Annotated in this window: 16 protein-coding genes and 6 pseudogenes; 9 read left to right on the top strand and 13 right to left on the bottom strand. The window is 49.7% G+C overall.

Annotated elements, in window-relative coordinates:
• The coding region (locus tag H6F72_RS24980) for a helix-turn-helix domain-containing protein (protein WP_190441518.1) at positions 1 to 160 on the bottom strand (160 nt) is incomplete at its 3' end.
• 67 nt (positions 161 to 227) lie between these two features.
• Between H6F72_RS24980 and H6F72_RS24975 the strand changes: the two are divergent.
• A pseudogene (locus H6F72_RS24975) lies at positions 228 to 506 on the top strand (GNAT family N-acetyltransferase); the annotation flags it as partial.
• A 38-nt stretch (positions 507 to 544) separates the two neighbouring features.
• Positions 545 to 1,342 carry an aminoglycoside 6-adenylyltransferase gene (locus H6F72_RS24970; protein WP_190442017.1) on the top strand — a complete coding sequence of 266 codons (798 nt, stop codon included), beginning with the start codon at positions 545 to 547 and terminating at the stop codon, positions 1,340 to 1,342.
• Positions 1,343 to 1,490: 148 nt separating this feature from the next.
• Here the strand turns inward: H6F72_RS24970 and H6F72_RS24965 are convergent, their stop codons facing one another.
• The 6 genes from H6F72_RS24965 to H6F72_RS29800 form a co-directional block, all read right to left on the bottom strand.
• Positions 1,491 to 1,661 (bottom strand): hypothetical protein, encoded by a 171-nt coding sequence (locus H6F72_RS24965; RefSeq protein ID WP_190442015.1) that lies wholly within the window; start codon positions 1,659 to 1,661, stop codon positions 1,491 to 1,493.
• Positions 1,662 to 2,372: 711 nt separating this feature from the next.
• Positions 2,373 to 3,359, bottom strand: a complete 987-nt coding sequence (locus H6F72_RS24960; RefSeq protein ID WP_190442013.1) for a homocysteine S-methyltransferase family protein — start codon at positions 3,357 to 3,359, stop codon at positions 2,373 to 2,375.
• 549 nt (positions 3,360 to 3,908) lie between these two features.
• The gene (locus tag H6F72_RS24955; protein WP_190442011.1) at positions 3,909 to 5,267 is read right to left on the bottom strand and encodes an MFS transporter; all 1,359 of its coding nucleotides are present in this window, start codon (positions 5,265 to 5,267) and stop codon (positions 3,909 to 3,911) included.
• A gap of 11 nt (positions 5,268 to 5,278) precedes the next feature.
• Entirely contained in the window at positions 5,279 to 6,115 is an 837-nt protein-coding gene (locus tag H6F72_RS24950; protein ID WP_190442010.1) for a PEP/pyruvate-binding domain-containing protein, read from the bottom strand.
• Positions 6,112 to 7,806, bottom strand: a complete 1,695-nt coding sequence (locus H6F72_RS24945) for a PEP-utilizing enzyme (RefSeq protein WP_190442008.1) — start codon at positions 7,804 to 7,806, stop codon at positions 6,112 to 6,114. The genes H6F72_RS24950 and H6F72_RS24945 overlap by 4 nt, the downstream gene beginning before the upstream one ends.
• Positions 7,807 to 8,140: 334 nt before the next feature.
• A complete protein-coding gene (locus tag H6F72_RS29800; protein ID WP_199299298.1) occupies positions 8,141 to 8,656 on the bottom strand; it encodes a hypothetical protein in 516 nt (171 codons plus the stop codon).
• Here H6F72_RS29800 and tnpA point away from each other — a divergent pair.
• Positions 8,643 to 9,071: an IS200/IS605 family transposase gene (gene tnpA, locus H6F72_RS24935; protein ID WP_190442006.1), complete on the top strand. Its 429-nt coding sequence runs from the start codon at positions 8,643 to 8,645 to the stop codon at positions 9,069 to 9,071. The genes H6F72_RS29800 and tnpA overlap by 14 nt on opposite strands.
• Here the strand turns inward: tnpA and H6F72_RS24930 are convergent.
• From H6F72_RS24930 to H6F72_RS24915, 4 genes and pseudogenes are all read right to left on the bottom strand, one after another.
• Positions 9,025 to 9,417, bottom strand: a pseudogene (locus tag H6F72_RS24930) (hypothetical protein); the annotation flags it as partial. The gene tnpA and the pseudogene H6F72_RS24930 sit on opposite strands and share 47 nt — an antisense overlap.
• 12 nt (positions 9,418 to 9,429) lie before the next feature.
• A pseudogene (locus H6F72_RS24925) lies at positions 9,430 to 10,476 on the bottom strand (hypothetical protein).
• A gap of 171 nt (positions 10,477 to 10,647) precedes the next feature.
• Positions 10,648 to 11,067, bottom strand: a pseudogene (locus tag H6F72_RS24920) (helix-turn-helix domain-containing protein); the annotation flags it as partial.
• Between the two features lie 242 nt (positions 11,068 to 11,309).
• The gene (locus H6F72_RS24915; RefSeq protein ID WP_190442000.1) at positions 11,310 to 15,056 is read right to left on the bottom strand and encodes an NB-ARC domain-containing protein; all 3,747 of its coding nucleotides are present in this window, start codon (positions 15,054 to 15,056) and stop codon (positions 11,310 to 11,312) included.
• 495 nt (positions 15,057 to 15,551) lie between these two features.
• Between H6F72_RS24915 and H6F72_RS24910 the strand changes: the two genes are divergently transcribed.
• The 3 genes from H6F72_RS24910 to H6F72_RS24900 all read left to right on the top strand — a co-directional run bounded on the left by H6F72_RS24910 (position 15,552) and on the right by H6F72_RS24900 (position 18,742).
• A complete protein-coding gene (locus H6F72_RS24910) occupies positions 15,552 to 16,718 on the top strand; it encodes a calcium-binding protein (protein ID WP_190441998.1) in 1,167 nt (388 codons plus the stop codon).
• Between the two features lie 178 nt (positions 16,719 to 16,896).
• Positions 16,897 to 18,060 (top strand): acyl-CoA dehydrogenase family protein, encoded by a 1,164-nt coding sequence (locus tag H6F72_RS24905; RefSeq protein WP_242017123.1) that lies wholly within the window; start codon positions 16,897 to 16,899, stop codon positions 18,058 to 18,060.
• A gap of 526 nt (positions 18,061 to 18,586) precedes the next feature.
• Positions 18,587 to 18,742 carry a transposase DNA-binding-containing protein gene (locus H6F72_RS24900; protein WP_348252686.1) on the top strand — a complete coding sequence of 52 codons (156 nt, stop codon included), beginning with the start codon at positions 18,587 to 18,589 and terminating at the stop codon, positions 18,740 to 18,742.
• On the opposite strand, the pseudogene H6F72_RS24895 reads toward H6F72_RS24900, so the two are convergent.
• Positions 18,733 to 19,352 (bottom strand): annotated as a pseudogene (locus tag H6F72_RS24895) (IS1 family transposase); the annotation flags it as partial. The gene H6F72_RS24900 and the pseudogene H6F72_RS24895 overlap by 10 nt on opposite strands.
• 105 nt (positions 19,353 to 19,457) lie before the next feature.
• On the opposite strand from H6F72_RS24895, the gene H6F72_RS30460 reads away from it, so the two are divergent.
• From H6F72_RS30460 to H6F72_RS30450, 3 genes are read left to right on the top strand one after another with little or no spacing between them, the layout of a single operon-like run.
• Positions 19,458 to 19,655, top strand: a complete 198-nt coding sequence (locus H6F72_RS30460; RefSeq protein WP_242017124.1) for a helix-turn-helix domain-containing protein — start codon at positions 19,458 to 19,460, stop codon at positions 19,653 to 19,655.
• A 12-nt stretch (positions 19,656 to 19,667) separates the two neighbouring features.
• Positions 19,668 to 20,012: a winged helix-turn-helix domain-containing protein gene (locus tag H6F72_RS30455; RefSeq protein ID WP_242017122.1), complete on the top strand. Its 345-nt coding sequence runs from the start codon at positions 19,668 to 19,670 to the stop codon at positions 20,010 to 20,012.
• Complete coding sequence (locus tag H6F72_RS30450) at positions 19,928 to 20,476, top strand: IS630 family transposase (protein WP_242017121.1); 549 nt, start codon at positions 19,928 to 19,930, stop codon at positions 20,474 to 20,476. The genes H6F72_RS30455 and H6F72_RS30450 overlap by 85 nt, the downstream gene beginning before the upstream one ends.
• A gap of 176 nt (positions 20,477 to 20,652) precedes the next feature.
• Here the strand turns inward: H6F72_RS30450 and H6F72_RS24885 are convergent.
• Positions 20,653 to 20,758, bottom strand: a pseudogene (locus H6F72_RS24885) (IS630 family transposase); the annotation flags it as partial.

The following is a 20,758-nucleotide window of genomic DNA, read 5'->3' as shown; positions in this document are numbered from 1 at the left end:
TAATGGCTTGATAATCCCCTGTTTCCTCTCGCCGCTTCAGCCACAGGTCTAGGGTGTTGCGACTGATATTAAACATGCGACAGACGTCGCTTTTGCCTTCTCCACTCTGAAAAGCTTCAATCGCTTTTTGCCGCAGGTCATAGCTGTAAGGGGCAGGCATAGTTGTTCCCAACGCTTCTCTCCCTCTAGAATAGCGTCCTAATGCAGCTACGTAGGGCTATAGTTGTGGGTACAAAGGCCCACCCGGTTCTGATGGCATTGTTGAAATTGCCTATAGCGTGAATGCCGATCAACAAGGGCGGGGGTACGCCACTGAAGCAGCAGAAGCACTGACCCGGTATGCCTTAGAAAGTCGTCAAGTGCGGTTAGTCTGTGCTCACACGCGACCTGAGGAAAATGCTTCAACGCGGGTGCTTACCAAATGTGGCTTCCGCCGGGTTGGAGAAGTAAACGATCCGGAGGATGGTCTTGTGTGGCGATGGGAGCGTACAGGTGGGACGGACTAAACACACCATCAAACATCAACTCCCTTCACAACCGATCTATGAAAGTTCCAACCACTGCACTGACTACTCATCAACTGTTCATCAGCAGAGCCTTACCCCATCTTGCCGCAGACCCGCGATTAGTGGGTGTTGCAGCAACAGGTTCTTGGGCAGAGAACTCAATGGACGAGTTCAGTGATCTCGATTTGATTATTGCCGTGGAGCATGAGAGCTTCGCACAGGTGATGTCCGAGCGAGAGAGTATTGCTGCATCACTCGGAGAGCTATTGGCAGCGTTTACGGGTGAGCATGTAGGGGAGCCACGGGTCTTGATCTGCCTTTACAACTCACCGCTCCTGCATGTTGATCTCAAGTTTTTGTCCATTACTGATGTTGCAACGCGAGTTGATGAGCCTGTTGTTCTGTGGGAACGCGACGATCGGCTATCACAGTCTTATGCTGCTAGCACCGGTGTGTATCCCTTACCCAATGAGCAGTGGATCGAGGATCGATTTTGGATATGGATTCAATATGGAACTAGCAAGATTGCGCGGGGAGAATTGTTTGAGGCGCTAGACTTCATTTCCTATCTACGGAGCACGGTTCTCGGTCCTCTAGGACTACTGCGATCAGGATGCAAACCAAGCGGTGTTCGGAAGATTGAGCAGCTTGCACCGACTCTCGCTGAAACCCTTGAAAGCACGGTCGCTTTGCACGATCGGGAGAATTGTTATCTCGCATTGGAACGGTGCCTCGAAATTTATCGATCGCTCCGTTCAACGGCAATTACTCATCATGCAGCGGCGGAGGAAGCGGCTGTTGAATATTTGAAGACGATGCGTGCACGTCAAAAATAGGATTCTCACTCACCCTGATCAATACAGGCATGATTTTGGCTGAACTGGCTAGTCTCCTCAACATTCATGGCTTCACGCAGACGGCTACATCGTTGAATTTAGGCGTTATGCGCTTTAGCACTGGTCGCCTCAGGGGGTAACAAGAAGGTTAGAATAAAGACTGGAGGCGAAAAGCAGAGTGTAAATCTTGCTGAAGATAGGGTCGCTTATTGCCACTGAGCTGTATCCAAGACTCTACCCAATCGCTGGCTAAGTCCATCCCTTCTAACCAGGATTGGGCAGACAACCCTATCCAAAAATCGCTATGCCTGCGTTGCATTCTTCGTTCTTCTTTAGCTCGACAAATATAGCTAGCTAAGCCTTGAGCACGAACTTCATGGCCTTGAATGACCGCACTGGTATAAGCAAGGACTAAGAGGACAAATAAACCCGATAAGCGTTCAGGATTGAGACGAGTGGATTCGACTTGATACCCCTTTCCTTCACGTCAACTGAGGTCACACCAGCCATCAGCAGAGCAGACGAAACAACTCTTCTCAGCCTAGCTTCTCTGCCCTCTGCCTAATTTAAATTGGTATCACCCCTCTTCTGTCAATTTCATGAAAGAAAATTTGAGAAGCTCGCATTTCGTTGCTGGCATTACCAATTTCTAGGCTAGCCAGAACGAACCAATGCAAGGTTCAATCATTCTCTGGCCAGAGTGATAGAAGAGGGATCACAAGCCCAAACCGGATCCGCTTTAGGGGTGCCATTTCCAGGGGCTGCAAAGGTGCCCAACCATTCGTGCGTATGGGCACAGGCAACCGTGCTGCGAGTGCGAACTTGATCGGACTTGGCATGATTTATTCACTTATCCCACTATCATTTGACGCACTACCAGCTTGCGATCGCTTACCAAAATCTGGAGTTGGCAACCCTCACACTTTGCCTGCTTGGCATTTAGTTTCAAGTTGGGCTTTACGTGATGCTTATGAGGATTTAGACTGTCCTCTCTGAATTTGACAGGTGACGTGGACTCAGTGAGATTCTGTTAGCCCCTATGTAATAACTGTCCGTTTGAAAGGTATGTCCAAAATAGAGGCAAACAAGCTTTACAGATCGCTTCGACATGGCGGTGGTCGGTGCCACAGCAGCCTCCTAGGACATTCAAATGGGCAAATCTCTGTCTCAGTTCACGGTACTGATTGCCCAGTTCTTCTGGATTACCATCGTCCAGAGTTTCTGACTCATTTAATTCTGCATGGCTTTTAGGAGACGCATTGGCTCGGATACCCTGGATTCGCTCTAGCCAAGATTCCCCAGAAATCATTGTTTCTGCAAAGTGGGTTGGGTGGGCACAGTTAATCATGTAGTAAGCAGGAGCTTGGTTAGTAGCCTGATCCACTTGGGCGATCGCATCCTTCAAGCTCTGGCCTGTAGGCAATCTACCATCGGTTTCCACTGTAAAGGAGATGACGACAGGCATCCCCACGGATTGGGCCGCAGAGGTAATGCCAATCGCTTCTTCGACATAGTTCATCGTGATGGCTGTAACCAAGTCAGCATCCGCATCACCAAAGGTAGCAATTTGGGAGCGATGGTAATCTGCGGCGGCTTCTGCGGTCATTGCATCAGCAGGAATATAGCCATCTCCACGAGGGCCAATACATCCACTAATCACCATCAGACTTTGTTCAGTTTCGTATTCCTGGCGGATATCGTGTAGGAGAGCAATCGCCTGACGGTTGACCTCAGTAAGGGCAGTACTGGAGTATCCCAGTTTTGTCGCCCAATCCGGGTTGGCCCGCCAGGTGGCGCTCTCTAGAACCAGGCCAACTTGATAGTTCTTAGCGAGGGCAGCATAGGTGCGGAAGTATGACTCAAGGGCTCGATAGCCTGCCTCGTGCTTTAATAAATCGAAGGCAGCAAAGTCAGGTAGCTCTAACCCTTCGCGAAAGATCAACGTAGTTTCGATTCCCCCATCGGTGAGAAATAGATCGCTCGATAATTGGGGCAGATTATGTCGATATTTAGCCATTTGAGTTCTCCTATTTAACTTTGGTTTAGTTTTGTGTTTACTGGGTTAAGAGAGGGATGGATTTACTTTTGTAGGGGTGGAATGCGTCGATTCAGATTCAGTACCAGAGCAAGTCAGTTCAGCACTAATGCCCTGCTCTGGCGATCGCTAGGCATTAGTGAGAGTAAATCTGAGCAATAGCAGACAAGTGGGATTGTTGGGACTCCCCAATCTGCCTAAAGTTTCTACAAAGCGAGCATGGATAATCCCTGAACCAATGAACGTTGATTGCTCAAAGAAAGGCTACAGACTAGGCGGTATAAATCATTGCCTAGTCTGCATGGGCAGCGATCGCCCGAACCCTAGAACGCAGTTGGCTCTAGTGGAATCCCACCTATCAGGCTTAAAGGAAGTTGTTATCCTTCTCAAGAAGCGCTTCAATGCTCTATCTATTTACTGCACATCCGGGCTGGTTCGGACATTGTGAATGATACCTGTTGTCATAAAAGCTACGGCTTTTCCCAAACCTACTTAATCAAACTTCACACCTCAAGCAACCAATGACTCCATCTAATGAGTTGAAGGGCGATCGCGTAGCGCCAAGCTCACTAGCACCGATAAGAGAGCAGTGCTGCCGACCATCCCAAAAACTAGGTGAAAGTTGCCACTAGAGCTAAGGATGCCTGCCAAAATGCTGGAACCGATAATGCTACCGAGGTAACGACTGGTTGAAAACACCCCCGCTGCCACTCCAGCTTCTTCTGGTCTTAAGGATTCAATGGCAGAAGTTTGGAGTCCTGCCATCGAGGCACCCATGCCACTTCCCGCGATCGCTAAGCCAGGCAGGAGAAATAGCAGGGGAACTGCTTCCGCTTGGATGACGAGAGGCAGTAACCCCAGCGTAAACAAGGTTAAACCTGCGACAGTGGGTAAGCGGCGACCCCAGCGATCCGCTCCATAGCCACCAAGAGGAGCGCCTAAAATCATCAGACCAGAGAAAGCTGCCAGGACAAAGCCGATTTGCGAATCGGTCCACCCTGCGCGTTCTGAGAACAAGATGGGCAAGCTGAGCAGCGTCACATACATGGCTAAATTGCTGAGCGCGATCGCTCCATTAGCCGCAGCAAAGGCTCGCTTACGAAAAAAGCGGAGTTGAATAATCGGGTCGGGGTGCCTCGCTTCGTAGGTTAATAACGCGGCCAGTAAAGCGATCACACCTGCCACTGCCAATCCTGGAGCGATCGCCAAGCTACCCTGCCGCATCTGGGACAAAAGGCCAGCCAAACTTGCCAGCACGCCCGCCAGTAACAGTGAGCCACCCCAGTCAAACGGACGATTAGTTTTAGCTGGCTGGCGCTGAGGAATGGCCCACCAACCCAGAGTAAGTGCTGGCAAAATCAGCAAAAAATTGACAAAAAAGATGGCTCGCCAGCCCGCCAAGCTCATCAATACGCCACCTACTGGAGGCCCGATCGCGGCGGCTAAGGAAACCGCACTACTAATTAACCCGAAGCTGGTAGCGCGGCGATGATCGGGCACCACTTCTCGCACCAGCGCCACGCCATTGGGAATTGCGATCGCCCCTGAGATGGCCTGCAACAGACGAAACCCGATTAACAGTGGCAGATTGGGTGCCCAGGTAGCCGCTAACGAGGCACCGCCAAAGCAAACTAGTCCCCCCAAAATGAGATTCCGACGACCCCAGCGATCGCCTAACTTTCCAGCAATGGGCTGCAAGGTGGCCATCGCAATTAGGTAGCTAGTGACCAGCCAGCTTGCCTCTGCCAGATTGGTTTGCAACTCGGTGATCAAACGAGGCAAAGCCACCGCAATCATGGTTGAGTTTAAGGGTGCCAGCATGGAACTCAGCGCGATCGCAATTAACAGAGCGCGATCGCGCCAGACAGAGTTACGGTTCACATCATCCATGTCATCAAGGCTCAAGCAAGAGAAATTGAGATGCGGGTGACCGCACGGCACTGAAGTAAATACAGGGTTGACCCCGCAAAACACCATTCAATATCAAGGGGAGGCGGAAAGTGTTGCTCGCACTGAGCCGCGAGGTGACTGAGCTGCTCTAAATGCCACTCTTCTAAGCACAAAGCTCGCACCTGATCCGCTGCTACGGCGACCTCGTGCGTTTGTCCCTCAGCGCTTGGCTGAATCGCGATATCTTTCATGCCAGCCGTTTGTTCTAACACCTGGCCCTGCCGATCCAGGCGATAACGGTCGGGCGCTACCAGTCCAGAGACGATCGCTTCTCCTAGGCCCCAAGAGGCTTCAATCACCCGCTCGTCATTACCATTCATCGGGTTACGGGTAAACAACACCCCAGACTGCACAGCGGGAATAAATTGCTGCACCACGACCGCGACTTCGGGGGCTTGGGTAATGCCTAAGCGCTGCCGATAAGCTTGAGCAGCGGCACTTTGGCCTGACCGCCACACCTGCTTCACAGCCTCCACTAATCCAGTTTGAGAGCGAATATTCAGACAAGTCAGGTGTTGACCTGCAAAACTCGCCTGGCTAGAATCTTCTCCCACTGCCGACGATCGCACTGCCACTGCGCTTTCCAGTTGAGCAAAGGCTTGTAAAGCGAGATCAATTGCGGTTGAGTCTTGAGCGGCAATCGCGTTGACCAAGGAAGCTGGCAACACAAACCCTAGCGGCACTGGCAAACTCGCCCGGATCGCTGCGCCTAACTGGACCGCTTTGCCCCCACAGGTTGCCTCATCCAACGCTTCAACTAAGTTGATCGGTAAATTCATTGGGGTCATGTCAGAATTTTTACCTCCCCAGAAGTGCCATCCACCCGGATACGGCTGCCATTGCGAATCACCTGTGTTGCTTCCATGCAGCCAACCACGGCTGGCAAACCATACTCACGGGCTACGATCGCGGCATGGGAAAGCAAACCGCCGCGATCGGTGACAATGCCTCCCAGCATCGGTAGCAACGCATTGTAGGAAGGAGCAGTCATGCGAGCCACGAGAATATCTCCTGCTTGCACCTGCGCCATATCTTCGAGGTCGAGCACCAGCCTGGCAGTCCCTTCATACTGCCCTGGGCTAGCAGCGACTCCCTGAATTGTCTGCGCTTCAGTCTGCTTTCCGGGTGCCACAAACATATGTCCTAGCATCAAGCCAATCGCACGGCTCAGCCGAGCCGCCGCAGGTGGCAACCAATCGTCCGGTGGTGGAGCGCTGGGAGGTGGACCGAGGTGAACTGGAGCCTCGGCAATCGTTTTAGTCATACGGTAATGGAAATATTCCGCCAACTCGCTGGCCGAGGGGCCTGCTTGATCGCTCAACAGGGCAGTAAGTTCATCGTGGGTCAGCTCAACGGCGTGCTCTGTTTTTTCGAGCTTGCCCGCTGCGGTGAGGCGATCGCCTGCTGCTAAAATCGCTCTTCTGGCAATTCCAGTGGCCCAAGCATCATTGAGATAGCCGCGCTCATCTCGAATGCGGTAGGTTAAACGAGCTTCTGCCAGCAATTCATCAAATTCACTTCGATGCTGCTCCGGGACTACTATCCGCACCTGAGCGGTTTGCTCAGCCAAATCGTCTGTAGGGCTGTTATGCACTGATGTATTGACGGCGGAGCGAATGGTTTTTACCAACAGTTCCGGTATATCGAGGGCAGACAAATCCCCCACATCATATCCAGTTAAAATTCGCAGCCCCACGACATCCAGATAAGCCTGGGTTGCTGCCCCTACGGCTCCTGGCAACGATCGTAGATGATGCAGAATATCAGCGGCAGGTTTTTGACTTGTTAAAAGCGCGATCGCTTCTGGCTGCTGGCGAATAGCTTTAGCGAGCTGCTCAATTTCCGCGATCGCCCCAGTCGAGACGGGTGTTGTTCCTTGCAACAGTTGCAGTAATTTTTGAGCAGGCAACCCAGTCCAGGTCTGAGCATGTGCTAGGAAATCTCCTAAAGGCACCATAGCGACCGGATTGAGCCGATGGTGATAGTAGATGGCTTCAGCAACCGCATCGCGACAAGCGTTGAGATGGGCAATTAAATCTTCCAGGGACAAGTGGGCTGGATCAACTTTTTGCAACTCCAAATAAGTGCGCGTTAGGGCTGGCTTCCAGGTTTCATCCCACAACTTTAAGTCTTCGCGCCACAGCTTTTGCTCAAATACCGCTTTAGCAGTTTGAATCCGCTGGCGCACTTGGGGATGGAGCCGAGTCATCAGTTTGAACAGCCATTTAGGAGGTAGCCCTTTGGCTTCTGGAGGTGCTCCAACCCCACGAGAACAATTGTAAGCAAAGCCATTGATGGCAGCGTATTCCATGTAGTCCAGCAATAGCCCATATCTAGCGGTTCCCTCCCGGAAGCCTCGCTTAAAGGCAGCAGGAAAAACATCTATACTCCAGCGGGTCATCGGTCGGGACCAGTGGGTTGTCTCTAACACCCAAGAACCTGGACTCGGCGGCACAAAATTCTCTACATATACTGGCATATCAATCAGGCAGCTTGTAAAAGCGCTCAGTTCCCAACAACTTGTTCACTGAAGCTTCTCTAGCTTCTACAAATTTTCCGTATTTTTAATCTAAAGTTAACCTTTATTTAACTAAATGGGGCCCTAAATTGAAAGACTCCAGCACCTTTACACCCACTATATTTAGAGAGGGAGTAGAGAGAATGCAGGCGATCGCGGACGTTTGCTCTTGACTGCTTCCACCTCAAAGTTAGATAGTTGCGCCAGAAGTTAACACACAAGGATAAGGATTAGATGGCGATCGCTTTTTCGCTTCAGGTCCGTAACTGAGGCGTGCCATGGGAGTCGATATTGGTTACGACATGTGCGCGATCAAAATGCCTTTTGTGGCTGACCAACTACAAGGCAGGTTGCAACAGATTCGGCAGGACATTGAAGCTCTAAGGATCGTGATTAAATAAAACCGAGAATCATGATGTCTGTGGCTTAGCAGTGTAATTTCATTTGGGTAAAAGTACTCATCGAACACAATCTTCATCGTCTGCTCGGACGCCTCTGTGACTTTCCGCCCTGTTTGATAGGCTTTGTCCAAGACAGACGCAAACACAGTTAATCCAGTTTGTGTTGTTGCTTTTTCCATCAGGTCTTTAATCACTTCGATGCTCTCGAAAATAACACCTTGACAGGCTCGTGTGAGATGAAGAAATAAGCGGTGTTCGATGGGGTTATATTTCGAGGTATAAGGAGGATAGTGAGCAATGCGAATCTCAATGTTGAGTTCGTTCACTAAGCGCTGTAGATCCTGCTTGAATCTCTGCGGGTACATTCCCCGCCGCTCTGCGGCGTAAGATGCCCGGATGAGCGAGTACATTCACAAAAGCCATAACGTTACCGTTTTGCTCTATCACTTGGTTTTTCCAGCAAAGTATCGACGGGCGGTGTTTGACGAGCAGGTCGATGCCGTTTTACGAGAGGTGTGTCTCGAAATCAAGAAGCGCTATGACGTTAAGTTTATCGAGATCAGCATCGACAAGAATCATGTGTATTTCTTGATTCAGTCAGTGCCCACATACAGTGTGACGAAGTTAGTGAGGATGCTCAAGAGCTGGACGGCACGAGAGGTATTCAAGCGGTGTCCCAGCGTCAAGAAGCAGTTATGGGGTGGAGAGTTTTGGAGTGATGGTTGCTTCGCGAGTACGGTGGGCAAGCATGGGGATGAAGGGATGATCGCGAGGTACGTCAAGGAGCAAGGGAATGAGTATCTGCAACTGCATCGAGATGAATAACTAGCCCTCTTTGGAGGCTGCTACCCCGCCGCAAGCAGCGGGGTAGCAGCCTCAAGTACTGCCGAGAACCGTTACTGCCGCCCCCATCGCACAGTAGTAAAATAGACGTTGCCGTGGGATAGTGATGTCGGCCCTGCTGGTTCCACCAATCGCGAATCGCATCACAAGCAAATTCACCGGTGTCATGACTGGTGCCAAGATGCAGGTAACCTGTGTTGAGCTTTAGGTCATACAAGCCATGAGGAATCGCAATGCCTGTTGCCAAGGAGGTCCAGTCATGGTCAAAGACTGCAATTGCGGCATCTTGGGTGTACACTCGTCCCGCCCGATAGAGTGACCCAATTAATTCTCTTTTTTTCTAGAGTGGCAAAGCTGACTGGAGGAATTTCTGCTCCAGAGCAGCCAAGTAGGTCGTTGGAGAGCGGCGAAAAAGCCGTTGTTGATGGCGCTTTTGTTGATGGCAATTGAGGTCAGCACGGACAGCATGCCAAGCGTCAATCGAAACGGTTGCCAAATCTATTGCTGTGAAGGAACGCAGTTGTGATGCGACAGCTGCTACAATTTGCACTGAGCTTCGAACCACTAAGGAAGCGGGAGCAACTTTGCGCCCGGTGCAACGACGTTGGTGATGTCGCCAACGACCAAACAATTGCTCTAAATCGTTATTGGTTCTGGGTAAGCCTTCGATGTCATATCAATGAAATAATCTCTTTCAGACACCGCGTACCCGTTTTTTGAGTTCCTTCTTGGCGTGGCGGTCGGCTTCATAGATTGGCTTAACGGCTTCCCGCAGGTAGTGGAAATGGCACAACCCATGTGCTGATTCCGGCAAAGCTTTGCCGACCACCTTGCGAATCGAGGTTTGTCCGTCACTGACCACAGCAGTTATTGGTCGGTTCAGTGCTTGTTTCACCTGAACTAGGATTGGGGCAAGATCCTCACTGGTCGAGGATAATAGCGTCTTCGCCAGTAAAATCTCACCACTGAGCACTTCCCGGATCACCCACAACACCTCATGTCCCACATCCGGTTGCATCCCATCAATCGCAAGGATGAACTGGGATCGCCGGTCTGCAATTTTTCCAATTCGCTCGGCATCACCCATCTAAAGCGATACTAACTCATCGTAGCGGTTCAACAAATTACTCACGGTGCGTTCACTCTGTAGAACGCGATGGATTTGAGGGACGCTCCGATGCTCTTGATAGCGCAACCCGCCCACTAGCGCTATCACATCCAAGCCAAACTCCTGCTGCGGTAATGCCCATCTCCCTTCCGCTTCCGGTCGATAGGATTGGCAAAACCGTTCGCACTCAGGTGTTGCACACCGTCTAACTTTCAGTCTCAATTGCACCACGCCGTCTAGGGTTCGGACTCGACGGAAGTTGTCATATTTATTCCACATCCATCCCCCCCACCTCGGGCATGTCTGCTGCACACATTCCAGTACTTCTTCTTGTATCGCTTCCGGTTGGGGAGTTCGTCGAACCATTGCTTGGCTTCACCCTTGGCTCATGCTCTGACTCTAGCCTACAGTGGTTTCTAATCCTTCTCTAGCTACCTTTGCTGTTCTAGTTTTTTTCAGAGCACGACGCACCGTCTCATCCAAAATTTGCTCAACCAGGTTTACTTCGACCAATCGATCTGCCAACAGTTGCATCGTCCACTCACCTCGTCCCGCCGGAGGGGCACTACAGGCCGTGGCGACTAAAAAGGCTTCTGCTTTGCCATCAAGTTTACGTTTCCCTCCCGGTCGCTGCAACTCACTCAAGGCGAACTCAACACCACCCGTAACAAATTTCTGCCGAGTCCGATGAACTGTGGATTCGCCGACATATAGCATTTCGGCGATCGTTTCATCCCGATGTCCTTCGTCTGCGAGGAGCAGAATTTGAGCCCGCTTCAATCTTCTCGCACCCAGCTTGTTTTGATGAGTGAGTTGCAGCAGTTGCTGACGTTCTTCAGGGGTGAGGGCGACAGTATACTTTTCTGGCATGAGGAGGGGATTCCTGATTTTCAACCAGTTTCCCTGACTTCTCTCTACCTGTCAAAGTCATTGTGGTGAACTACTAGCTTATCTGCCCTATGCCTAATTTTAATTGGTATGAGGTACCTCACTCTCCGTGGAAATGAATATCATGAACTTTATAAGTTCCCTCAAGCATTAGCTCAAAACCTGATCATTGGATATCGCTTCATGCAAGTGTTGAAGCTCCCTATGGAGCATTCACCTTGATGTTATTTCATCTCAACAGCCCCTAACACCCTTAGGGTCGTGTGCTGTGCTTCTGTTAACCCAGTTGCTCCAAAGATATTCATTCCTTCGCAGAGGCGATCGCTCTTCAAAACTCGCAGGCATTCACCCGTTTCCACATCCCAGACGCGAATTGTTTCATCAAAACTGCCGCTAGCAAGCAGCGATCGTCCGGTGGCATCACAGCCAAACGCAACCGAAAAGATGATACCTGTATGACCTTGTAAGACGTTTAAGCATTTTCCAGAATCCAGATCCCAGAGACGAATTGTCTTGTCGGCGCTACCACTGGCGAGGAGTTGTGTGTGATGGGATGAAGGAGGACGGAGGGCGAGCGATCGCACCAATGCAATATGTCCTCTCAAGACTTGCAGGCATTCACCTGTAGCAATTTCCAACTGCTTAATGCTGTTGTCACTGCCGATACCGACCAGCGTTTGTCCATCAGCACAAAACTCTACTTCAAACCCCAATAAATCGTGCTGATCGAAAACCTGTATACAGGTGCCCGTTTCCACCTGCCACAGTCGCACAATGCCATTCTTAGCGATACTGGCTAGCGAGCGTCCATCCGGACTAAAGGTGACATGCCACACCGGAAAAGCATGTCCAACCAGCGTGTGCAGATGAGTTCCGGTTTGCAGCTCCCAGAGTTTAACCGTAGCATCATTACTGGCACTCGCCAGAACCTTCCCGTCTGGGCTGATCGCGGTACCAAAGATACAGTTGGTATGACAATGCAGCGTGTTAATGCACTGTTGAGTTTGGGCATCCCAAAGCTTAATAGTGCCATCGGAACTGCCGCTGACAAAGGTTTTGCTATCGCTGCTAAACGTTACATCCCAAACCCAGTGGGTATGCTCGTTAAAGGTTTTTAGGCAAGTGTCCTCCAGAGGATTCCAGAGCCTAACCAGTAAATCTGTAGCGCTGCCGCTGACAATGTGTTGACCGTTGGGACTAAACGCGACAGACCAGACGCGGCTGAGGTGTCCCTGCCAGGTTCTCAATGCCTGTCCGGTAGTGACATCCCACACTTTCTGCATACTATTGGCGCTACCACTCAACAGGGTTTTGCCATCAGGATGAAAGGCGATCGCAGTCACACAGGCTCGATGTCCCAGCAATGTCCGGATCGGTTGCTCGGTTTGCAGATTCCATAGGCGAATCGTCTGATCTTGTCCAGCAGTCGCCAGCAGCAAACCATCCGGACTAAAGGACACTGACCAAACGAGGTCTGTATGTCCCTCAAAACAGCTGAATTCTCCGGTTGCCAAATTCCATAGTCTCGCGGTTTTATCCCAACTGGCACTGGCAACCCACTGACCATTTGGGCTAAAGGAGACTGACAGCACAGTGTGGCGATGTCCTTCAAATTGACGCATTTCGCTGAACGTTGAAAGATCCCAGAGCCGCACAGCACAATCGCCACTTCCACTCACCAGCCTTTTGCCATCAGAGCTGAAGGCAACCGAGTGAACAATGTCAGAATGTCCTTCCAGAAATGCCAGACAAATTCCCGTCTCGACATCCCACAGTTCCAACCATCCCTCTTCTTCCCCGATCGCCAGCCTTTTGCCATCGGGACTGAACTGCACTGTCCAACTCGTCTTGACGATCTGAAATGGTTTGCGCAATAGTTGTCCTGTTTGGACATCCCAAAGTTTGATCAGAGAGTCGTGAGGGCTGCCAGTAGCGATCGTTTGACCGTCAGGACTAAACGATAACCCCCAGGCAAACTCGTTGTGTGCTTGCCAACTCAGCTTTGGCTGCCCGGAAGCCGCATCCCATAGGTGAATCCTGCCGTCCGAATCGCAGCTTGCGATCAATCGACCATCAGGACTGTAGCCAACGTTTACAATACTGCTGAGCGTTTGAGCAAACACAGATCCAGTAAAATCACACTCGGTGAAATTAACTTGATGCAGTGGAGTCTCCGGAAGATACGCCTGCCAGATAGGTAGATGAGAAAAATCCCATCCACTCAGGTCAATATGGAGATAATTTAGCAAACTCAGCAGGTTGGCTGCTGCATATCCTGGATACATTTCAGGCGTGGTTTTTAGTTGTCGCAACTGCTGCTGGAGCTGTTGGCTGAGGACAGCGCTGGAACCAAACGCACTGGATAACTGAGTCGCGATCGGTTCCAGAATCAGCCGAGTTTGGCTCTCGCGAATATAGTCACTGGCGCTGGCTTTGGTGAGGGCGTAGTGACTCAGCAGATTAAAAGACTGTGTCCCCTTAAGTTCGGCAACGGCAGTTTCAATGATGTGTTCTGTGACATATTCCATCACCGCTGGCTGTTGAGTAAAACTAGAGGGAATGCGTTCAGATTTACCGTTCTGCCTTGCATCACCATTTTGCAAACTTTCCTGTTCAGTCCGCGTTCGTGCAGTCGTTTCGATGAGACATCGCCGCCCTAACCTTTCCAACACCTCCAACAATCGTGCCTTAGATACCTTAGGAATGATATCGGCATGAAGCTGATCAATCGTCGTCCCTTCTCGATTGAGCGCCAACCAATTCATCACTTGCTGTTCTAACGCTGACAGACGTTCGATTTGCTCATCCAGCAAACGACGCAGCCCGTTAAAAACGATCGTGCCCTGTTCTAAAAATTCTGCAATATCGCCATTAAAAAGGTCACGAATGGATGTTGCGACAATCTTCAACGCCAGCGGATTACCCCGGTAATGTTCGATCAGCTTGTTGCGATCGCCAGCATCTCCTATTAAGCCTTTAGTATCTAGAATGTTGTTAATGTCTGTTGGGGTGAGCCCGGTCAGTTGCAGCGATCGCACTGGCAGCGCATCGCCCTCTAGCGCTGCGACTTCTGAGGGCTTTTCTCGACTGGTCAACAGCAAACAACTTTGGTGTTCCGTTGCACCCACGCGCTGAAACAGTTCTCCATACGCCTCATAACCGGAGCGATAAGCGCCCACAACCTGTCCACTTTGGAGAATGGACTCCACATTGTCTAACACCAGCAAGCAGTGATTCTGCTTCAGGTATTGGATCAAGCGAGTGATTTGGGCTGAAGTGCCTTTCGGCAGGCCAATGTCTTGTTGGTGAGAGAGGAGCGGAATTAGGTCTTCAAGTAAATCGTCTAGGGGTGGAGCATCCCGCAGCGATCGCCAAATCACAAATTCGAAGGGAGAATCAGGCGTTTTTGCAGATGAGCCATCACTTTCCTCAGACCGACTCCTAGCAATTTTCTGAGCCAGTTTAATCGATAGAGAGGTTTTGCCAATGCCTCCCATGCCTAATAAACAAATCATACGGCAGCGTGAAGCCTGGGGCATCCCATAAAGACTTTGTTTTTCAGGAAATTCACCTTTAATCCATTGCTGCAAAAGCTTTAGCTCTGGTTGACGACCATAAAAGGTAGAAACATCTGTGGCTTCGCCCCAATCAACACAGGGAGAAGCAGTGTCTGCTCTATGCTGACTGTTGCGTTTCTCAGATGCCTTATTTTTCGGTTCTCTGGTTTCTTCCGAAACCTCTTCACTTTCTTGCTGGTAATGATGCTCCAACGAAGCCCGGAAGTTGGTCTTACTGACCTCTTCACCGAGCCCATCAGAAAGTAATTGCCAGAGTTTCGGTCCCGCATATCGCTTCAAGTAACTGGCAGCGTAGTTAGTACTACTGGCAATTTCTTCGTAGGTTTGCCCCTGCCAAGAGCCACTTAAGATTGCAGTTTCAACCGGACTGAGTCGTCGTTTTACTTTTGTCAAAACAACTCTATTTGCGACCTCAAGTCCTTGCTCCGCGTCCATTTGTTACCAATCCAAGTGACGAGTGATTTTACCAGAGACCTGATTGACAAATTATATCGAGACATTTTACCTGCTGTAATTTCTGTACAAAGTTCTTCATCAGACAACCTATGAACTTCTATCTATTGACGATTTATTCATCGTTCGGTATGGAAGTGCTTGATTGACAGAAAAGACGTAGATAAATGTTCATACCCTTTATATCCCTCATGCCGTCGGGTGAAGGGTTTTGAATCAGCAAAGAACTAAGGTCTAAATATCGAAAGCAACAACGCATCCAATCACTTCTTCATCTGTTGATGGCTGTAACTTTTACTGTTGCGTTGTTTGTATTTCATTCAGTGGTTCTGCGTTTGCACTATGCACAAAGTTGTTCATCTTTGCGATCGCTTCACTTGATGTCTTTTCGATTGTTTTGCAATTCAAACCACAATTACTTCAGAAAAAATCAAAATGGCTAATATTACTGGAGATGACAAGCTCGGAGATACCCTCTTCGGCGATCCCTATGGTTATGCTGAGAGCGATACCATTAGCGGACTAGGAGGAGATGACATCATTTATGGTGGCGGTGGCGTCGATTTCCTCGACGGTGGCGAGGGCAACGATTTCCTCGATGCTGGCTCTGGCAGCAATCAGGGTCTCTATGGTGGCAACGGTAACGACACGATGTTGGGCGACGGTATCGAGTTCATGCAAGGTGGTCGCGGCGACGATCTTTACTATGTCAATAATGTATATGACACAGTTGTTGAGGAGCTTGATGAGGGGGTTGATGTTGTACGCGCTAGCATCAGCTATAGCTTGGCATCGGGCGGATACGTCGAAAAACTAGTTTTGGAGGGCAATGCCGCCATTAATGGCACGGGTAACAGTTTGGATAATGAACTCTACGGTAACGCTGCTGACAACAACCTCTCTGGTGGCGATGGCAATGACGTTCTCCGAGGCGGCGATGGCAATGACGTTCTCCACGGTGACAACGGTGACGATCACCTGAATGGAGAGTCAGGTGGCAACCAATTGTTTGGAGGGAGTGGCAACGACGTTTACTATATCCAGAATGCAACGACTGCCGTATTTGAAGCTGCTTCAGGGGGAAATGATGGTGTGCGCTCCACCGTCAGCTATGCCTTGACAGCAAATGTCGAGCACTTAGCCATGGATGGCTTCAGTGCCATTAACGGGACAGGTAACGGCTTAAACAATAGTATCCACGGTAATGTTGCCAACAACTCCATCTCTGGCGGTGGTGGAAATGACTATTTAGCAGGTCTCGGAGGAAATGACATTCTAACAGGTGGATCAGGGCAAGATGGCTTTCTCATCACTGCTCCACACCAGGGAATTGACACAATCAAGGATTTTAGCGTTGTGGATGACAATATCTGTATTGATCGATCTGGCTTTGGGGCTGGATTGGCAGGAGGATTCATCACGGCTGATCAATTTCGGATTGGGTCGGGTGCTAAAGATGGTAGCGATCGCTTTATCTACAACCAAGGTACTGGAGCTGTGTACTTCGACGCTGATGGCATCGGAGGAGTGTCTGAGATTCAGATTGCCAAAGTATCGACTGGACTAGCGATGACGAACCAAGACTTCTTTGTAGCAGGCTAGGCTCTTACGAATAGCTCAGTGGGGAACCATACTTCTCCACTAGCTGCTCACTATTTTGAATTTAGAGAAGTCTTGCAACCACGATAAATCTAGATGATTAAACATTCTGCAATCACTGATGAAGTTTGTGAGCAATTTGCAGAGATAGTTTGAACACATTGCGAAATTACTAGGAGACATGATGATGTCGGAACTACAGGCTACGACAACAATGCAACAAAAAGACATAGATTGGTTATCTTTGGCAGAATCTTTAGGAGAACAGTTTGCCGTCAGAGATACGGAAGCAGATGAGACTGATGTATTTGTTGCCGATAACATTGCCAGATTGAAAACAACTGGATTGGTTGCCGCAGGTGTGCCAATTGAACTTGGCGGCGGTGGAGCCAGCTATACCGAGATGTGTGCTGTATTACGGGTTTTAGGACGCTATTGCAGCTCCACTGCGCTTGCTTTCGCCATGCATACCCATCAGGTAATGGTTCCAACTTGGCGATGGCACAATCAGAAGGCTCCTGTGGATGGATTGCTGAAACGGATCGCAACGGAGCAACTGGTATTGCTCAGCAGTGGCGGCTCGGATTGGTTGCAGAGCAATGGCACAGCGATTAAAGTAGACGGCGGATTTCTAATTACGGCTCGCAAAGTATTCGCCAGTGGTGCGCCTGCTGCCAATTTATTGATGACCAGCGCGGTTTATCAAGATCCAGAATTAGGGTCTACTGTGCTACATTTTGCAGTTCCCATGCAAGCTCAGGGCGTTGTAATTGAATCTACCTGGCAAGCGATGGGAATGCGAGGAACAGGCTCTCATGATGTTATCCTCTCAGATGTTTTTATCCCGGATGCAGCCATTGCCTTACGACGAGAACAAGGGAAATGGCATCCTATTTTCCATCTGATCTCAATGGTGGCATTTCCATTGGTTTACTCCGTTTATGTTGGAGTGGCAGAAGCAGCCCGCGATCGCGCCATTCAACTCACAATGAAACGCAGCACAGATGACCATCTTTGCTATCTGGTCGGTGGTTTAGACAATGAATTGACGGCTGCCAAGTTAGCCCTTCAGCACATGATTGCGATCGCTGAGGTGAGTCAACCCAGTTTTGAAACTACGAATCAAATCATGACAGGGCGGACACTTGTTGCCAAAGCCGTGTTGAACGTGGCGGATCTAGCGATGGAAGTTGCTGGGGGCAGTGCATTCTATCGCAAGTTAGGTCTGGAGAAATTGTTCCGAGATGCGCAGGGTGTTCGCTATCATCCCTTACGCGAGGGAGAGCAACGCCGTTTAAGTGGGCAACTCGCCTTGAACTGGACGATTGATCACATCAACTCATGACATAGGTTGCTTTTCGGCACTCGTCTTCTAGTTAGTGAAGCGCAGCATACTGATAGTAGCGGCATGTCAACAATTTATTGCTATGCATTGTCAGATCTTTTTTTACAAGTAGGATAGTTCTAAAAAGGCTTACGTGACATAGGGTTGAGCGATCGCCCTCTTTCCTTCTTCCCCTTTGAGCGATCGCAAATTTAAGGAAAGTACATGCTTTGTATGACAAACCATGACGGCCTTTTTCGTTCATGGAAGAGATGTTGAGATCGCTTCAAGAAACCCCTAATGCTGATAGAAAGCGGTTGAATGTCCTTAGTTGTAAGGGTTTGAGGCCAATTGGGGAGAGTGAGTTTTAACAAAAATTCGTACTTTTGAGAGCGATCGCTCTGGTGTTGGGTCTAAAAAACTGGCAGCAAATGGATAAAATGAAAGTTTTGTGCGGCATTCGTGTGGCAGTGTTGCTGCACTGGGCATCTGCAATGCATATGCATCGAATTTTCGTCTTGCGTCCAGATTGTCAGTTGTAAGGCAGATGTTGCGCAGATGCTGCGAGGAGTGGGGAATGAATTGGGTCGCCGAGGAGTTATGGGATGTGGATTTAGGCGATGCACGGCGGAATCGGCGGTTAGTGAAGATCGTGGAAGACTTAGTAGCGCAGCCAGGTAGTCCTAAAAAGGATGCATTGTAGTGGTGAACAAAGTACCAAACTGCACCAATATAATTCTCCTTCTTGGAAAACGATAACGTCTTCCTCACTAAGCGCGACACGCGTTGGCGCAAGGTGCAGTTGAAGCGTTCAATGTAACTCGTTTTGCCACTCTCCTTGCCGACACTTTGATGCCGCTTGCGGGGAAACACTTCATCGTAAGCAGACCAGAAATCTGTGTAAGAGACCGCACACTAGCGATAGACCCCTGGCAGAGCTTCCCATAATCCTTGGGCTCCTTCACGGCCACGATTGCCGACATAGACCCCAACAATTTCTCGAGTCTTGACATCTAGAGCCAACCAAATCCATTGCTTATTGCCTTTGCGGAGCCCGAAAGACCACATCTCGTCACCCTGGAGCGTCAAGCGCCCTTTTTTTTAGCCCGGATATCCACCTGTCGGGGCACTGCTTGATATTTCTCATTGACATAGTGCTGGAGCCAAGGCTCTGAAACGCCTGCGACTCTGGCAATGCCTGCTAAAGGAATCTTCTCTAACAGCAATTTATCAATCAGGGTCTTGGTCGTTGAGTCAATGGTCTTGTTTTGGGGGTGTTGCACAAACTGCCTGCCACACTTGCGGCACTTATATTAACTCGGCAACTTAAGAGGATGCAGAGTGAACGGGGCGATTAGTAAAATTGAAGTATGAATAAACTTGATGCCCGATTACTTAATCCCCCTACTTAAGATTATCTGCGACAACAAGCGATTCGATTACGTCAGCAAGGAAAACGGTTTGTCGATATTGCAGCTTATTTGGGGGTGCATCGCAATACAGTTTCAGATTGGTGGCAGCAATACAAAGAACTGGGTGAAACTGCCCTGTACCAGCAACAACGAGGCCGTACAGTTGGTGCAGGACGCACCTTAAATCAAGAGCAGGAAAAATAGATTTAACAGTTGATGCAAGCCCATTTGCCCGATGAGCTAGAGATTGATAGTGCGCTTTGGACGCGCCGCGCGGTTCAAGAACTGATCGAGCAACGGTGCGGAATACAGATGCCGATTCGAATCGTAGGAGAGTATCTTTGGTGGTGGGGCTATAGCCCACAAAAGCCCTTGAGGCGGGCTTATGAGCAGAACCCAGAGATGGTGGAGGAGTGGTTAGAGCAAACCTATCCTGTCATCGAGCAGCGTGCTAAAAGTGAAGGTGCAGAAATCGCTTGGGGGATGAGTCAGGGTTACGCTCAGATGCTCAAGTCGGTCGTGGGTATGCACCCATCGGCGAAACCCCTGAAATTCGTCTGAGTCAGAAGAAACGAGTGCGTGTCAACTTCATTGCCAGTCTCAGCAACCAGGGGAGTATCCGCTTTATGCTCTACACCAGTAAGCTGACGGAAGCCATCTTTTTGTCGTTTCGGACTCGTCTGATTGCCAAGCGAGAGCGCAAGTTGTTTTGGATTGTGGACCAACATCCGGTACATCGGGGACAGCAGGTGCAGCAATGGTTAGCTGAGCACAAGGAGCAGATTGAACTGTTCTACTTGCCGTCCTACTCACCGCAACTGAATCCAGTCGAGTATCTCAACGGCGATGTCAAGCAGGGAGTTCACTCTAAACCACCGACTCGCAATCTTGCTCAACTGAAGCGACGACTCATTTCTCATCTGCGTAAGTTGCAGAAGTTACCATCGCGCATTCAGGAGTATTTTGAGCACCCATTCATTGCTTATGCATCGAACAAGATGCACCCTCAATTATTGCCGGGTTAATAGTTACGAGTCGTTCTCTTAGCCTAATAACTTCTCCTTATCCTTACAACTTGATTAGGATTGCTATATCACCTGCACGTTCCTCATCCAGTCCACTCAGCATTCTGCAATTTTCCGGTGTTCAACCTGTATGCTGATGAAGTCAAGCAGGGATAGCGCCATGCCCTACTATAGCCTTACGAGTACACCTTAAGACATTGCTTGAAGGCAGTATCTACACAATCACGAAATTTAGCAAATTCATCCCATCGCTGTCGCATCCAATTCTTGAGCACAAACCAC

The organism is Trichocoleus sp. FACHB-46 (genome assembly GCF_014695385.1).
Classification (GTDB): Bacteria; Cyanobacteriota; Cyanobacteriia; order FACHB-46; family FACHB-46; genus Trichocoleus.
Note: the sequence above shows the minus strand (reverse complement) of the source record. Positions and strands in the feature narration are given on the sequence as shown.

Coding starts and splice junctions, on each gene's coding strand:
- H6F72_RS24970 (WP_190442017.1), top strand. CDS start 545: ATGAAAGTTCCAACCACTGCACTGACTACTCATCAACTGTTCATCAGC.
- H6F72_RS24965 (WP_190442015.1), bottom strand. CDS start 1,661: ATGCAACGCAGGCATAGCGATTTTTGGATAGGGTTGTCTGCCCAATCC.
- H6F72_RS24960 (WP_190442013.1), bottom strand. CDS start 3,359: ATGGCTAAATATCGACATAATCTGCCCCAATTATCGAGCGATCTATTT.
- H6F72_RS24955 (WP_190442011.1), bottom strand. CDS start 5,267: ATGGATGATGTGAACCGTAACTCTGTCTGGCGCGATCGCGCTCTGTTA.
- H6F72_RS24950 (WP_190442010.1), bottom strand. CDS start 6,115: ATGACCCCAATGAATTTACCGATCAACTTAGTTGAAGCGTTGGATGAG.
- H6F72_RS24945 (WP_190442008.1), bottom strand. CDS start 7,806: ATGCCAGTATATGTAGAGAATTTTGTGCCGCCGAGTCCAGGTTCTTGG.
- tnpA (WP_190442006.1), top strand. CDS start 8,643: ATGAGCGAGTACATTCACAAAAGCCATAACGTTACCGTTTTGCTCTAT.
- H6F72_RS29800 (WP_199299298.1), bottom strand. CDS start 8,656: ATGTACTCGCTCATCCGGGCATCTTACGCCGCAGAGCGGCGGGGAATG.
- H6F72_RS24910 (WP_190441998.1), top strand. CDS start 15,552: ATGGCTAATATTACTGGAGATGACAAGCTCGGAGATACCCTCTTCGGC.
- H6F72_RS24905 (WP_242017123.1), top strand. CDS start 16,897: ATGATGATGTCGGAACTACAGGCTACGACAACAATGCAACAAAAAGAC.
- H6F72_RS24900 (WP_348252686.1), top strand. CDS start 18,587: ATGTTGCGCAGATGCTGCGAGGAGTGGGGAATGAATTGGGTCGCCGAG.
- H6F72_RS30455 (WP_242017122.1), top strand. CDS start 19,668: ATGCAAGCCCATTTGCCCGATGAGCTAGAGATTGATAGTGCGCTTTGG.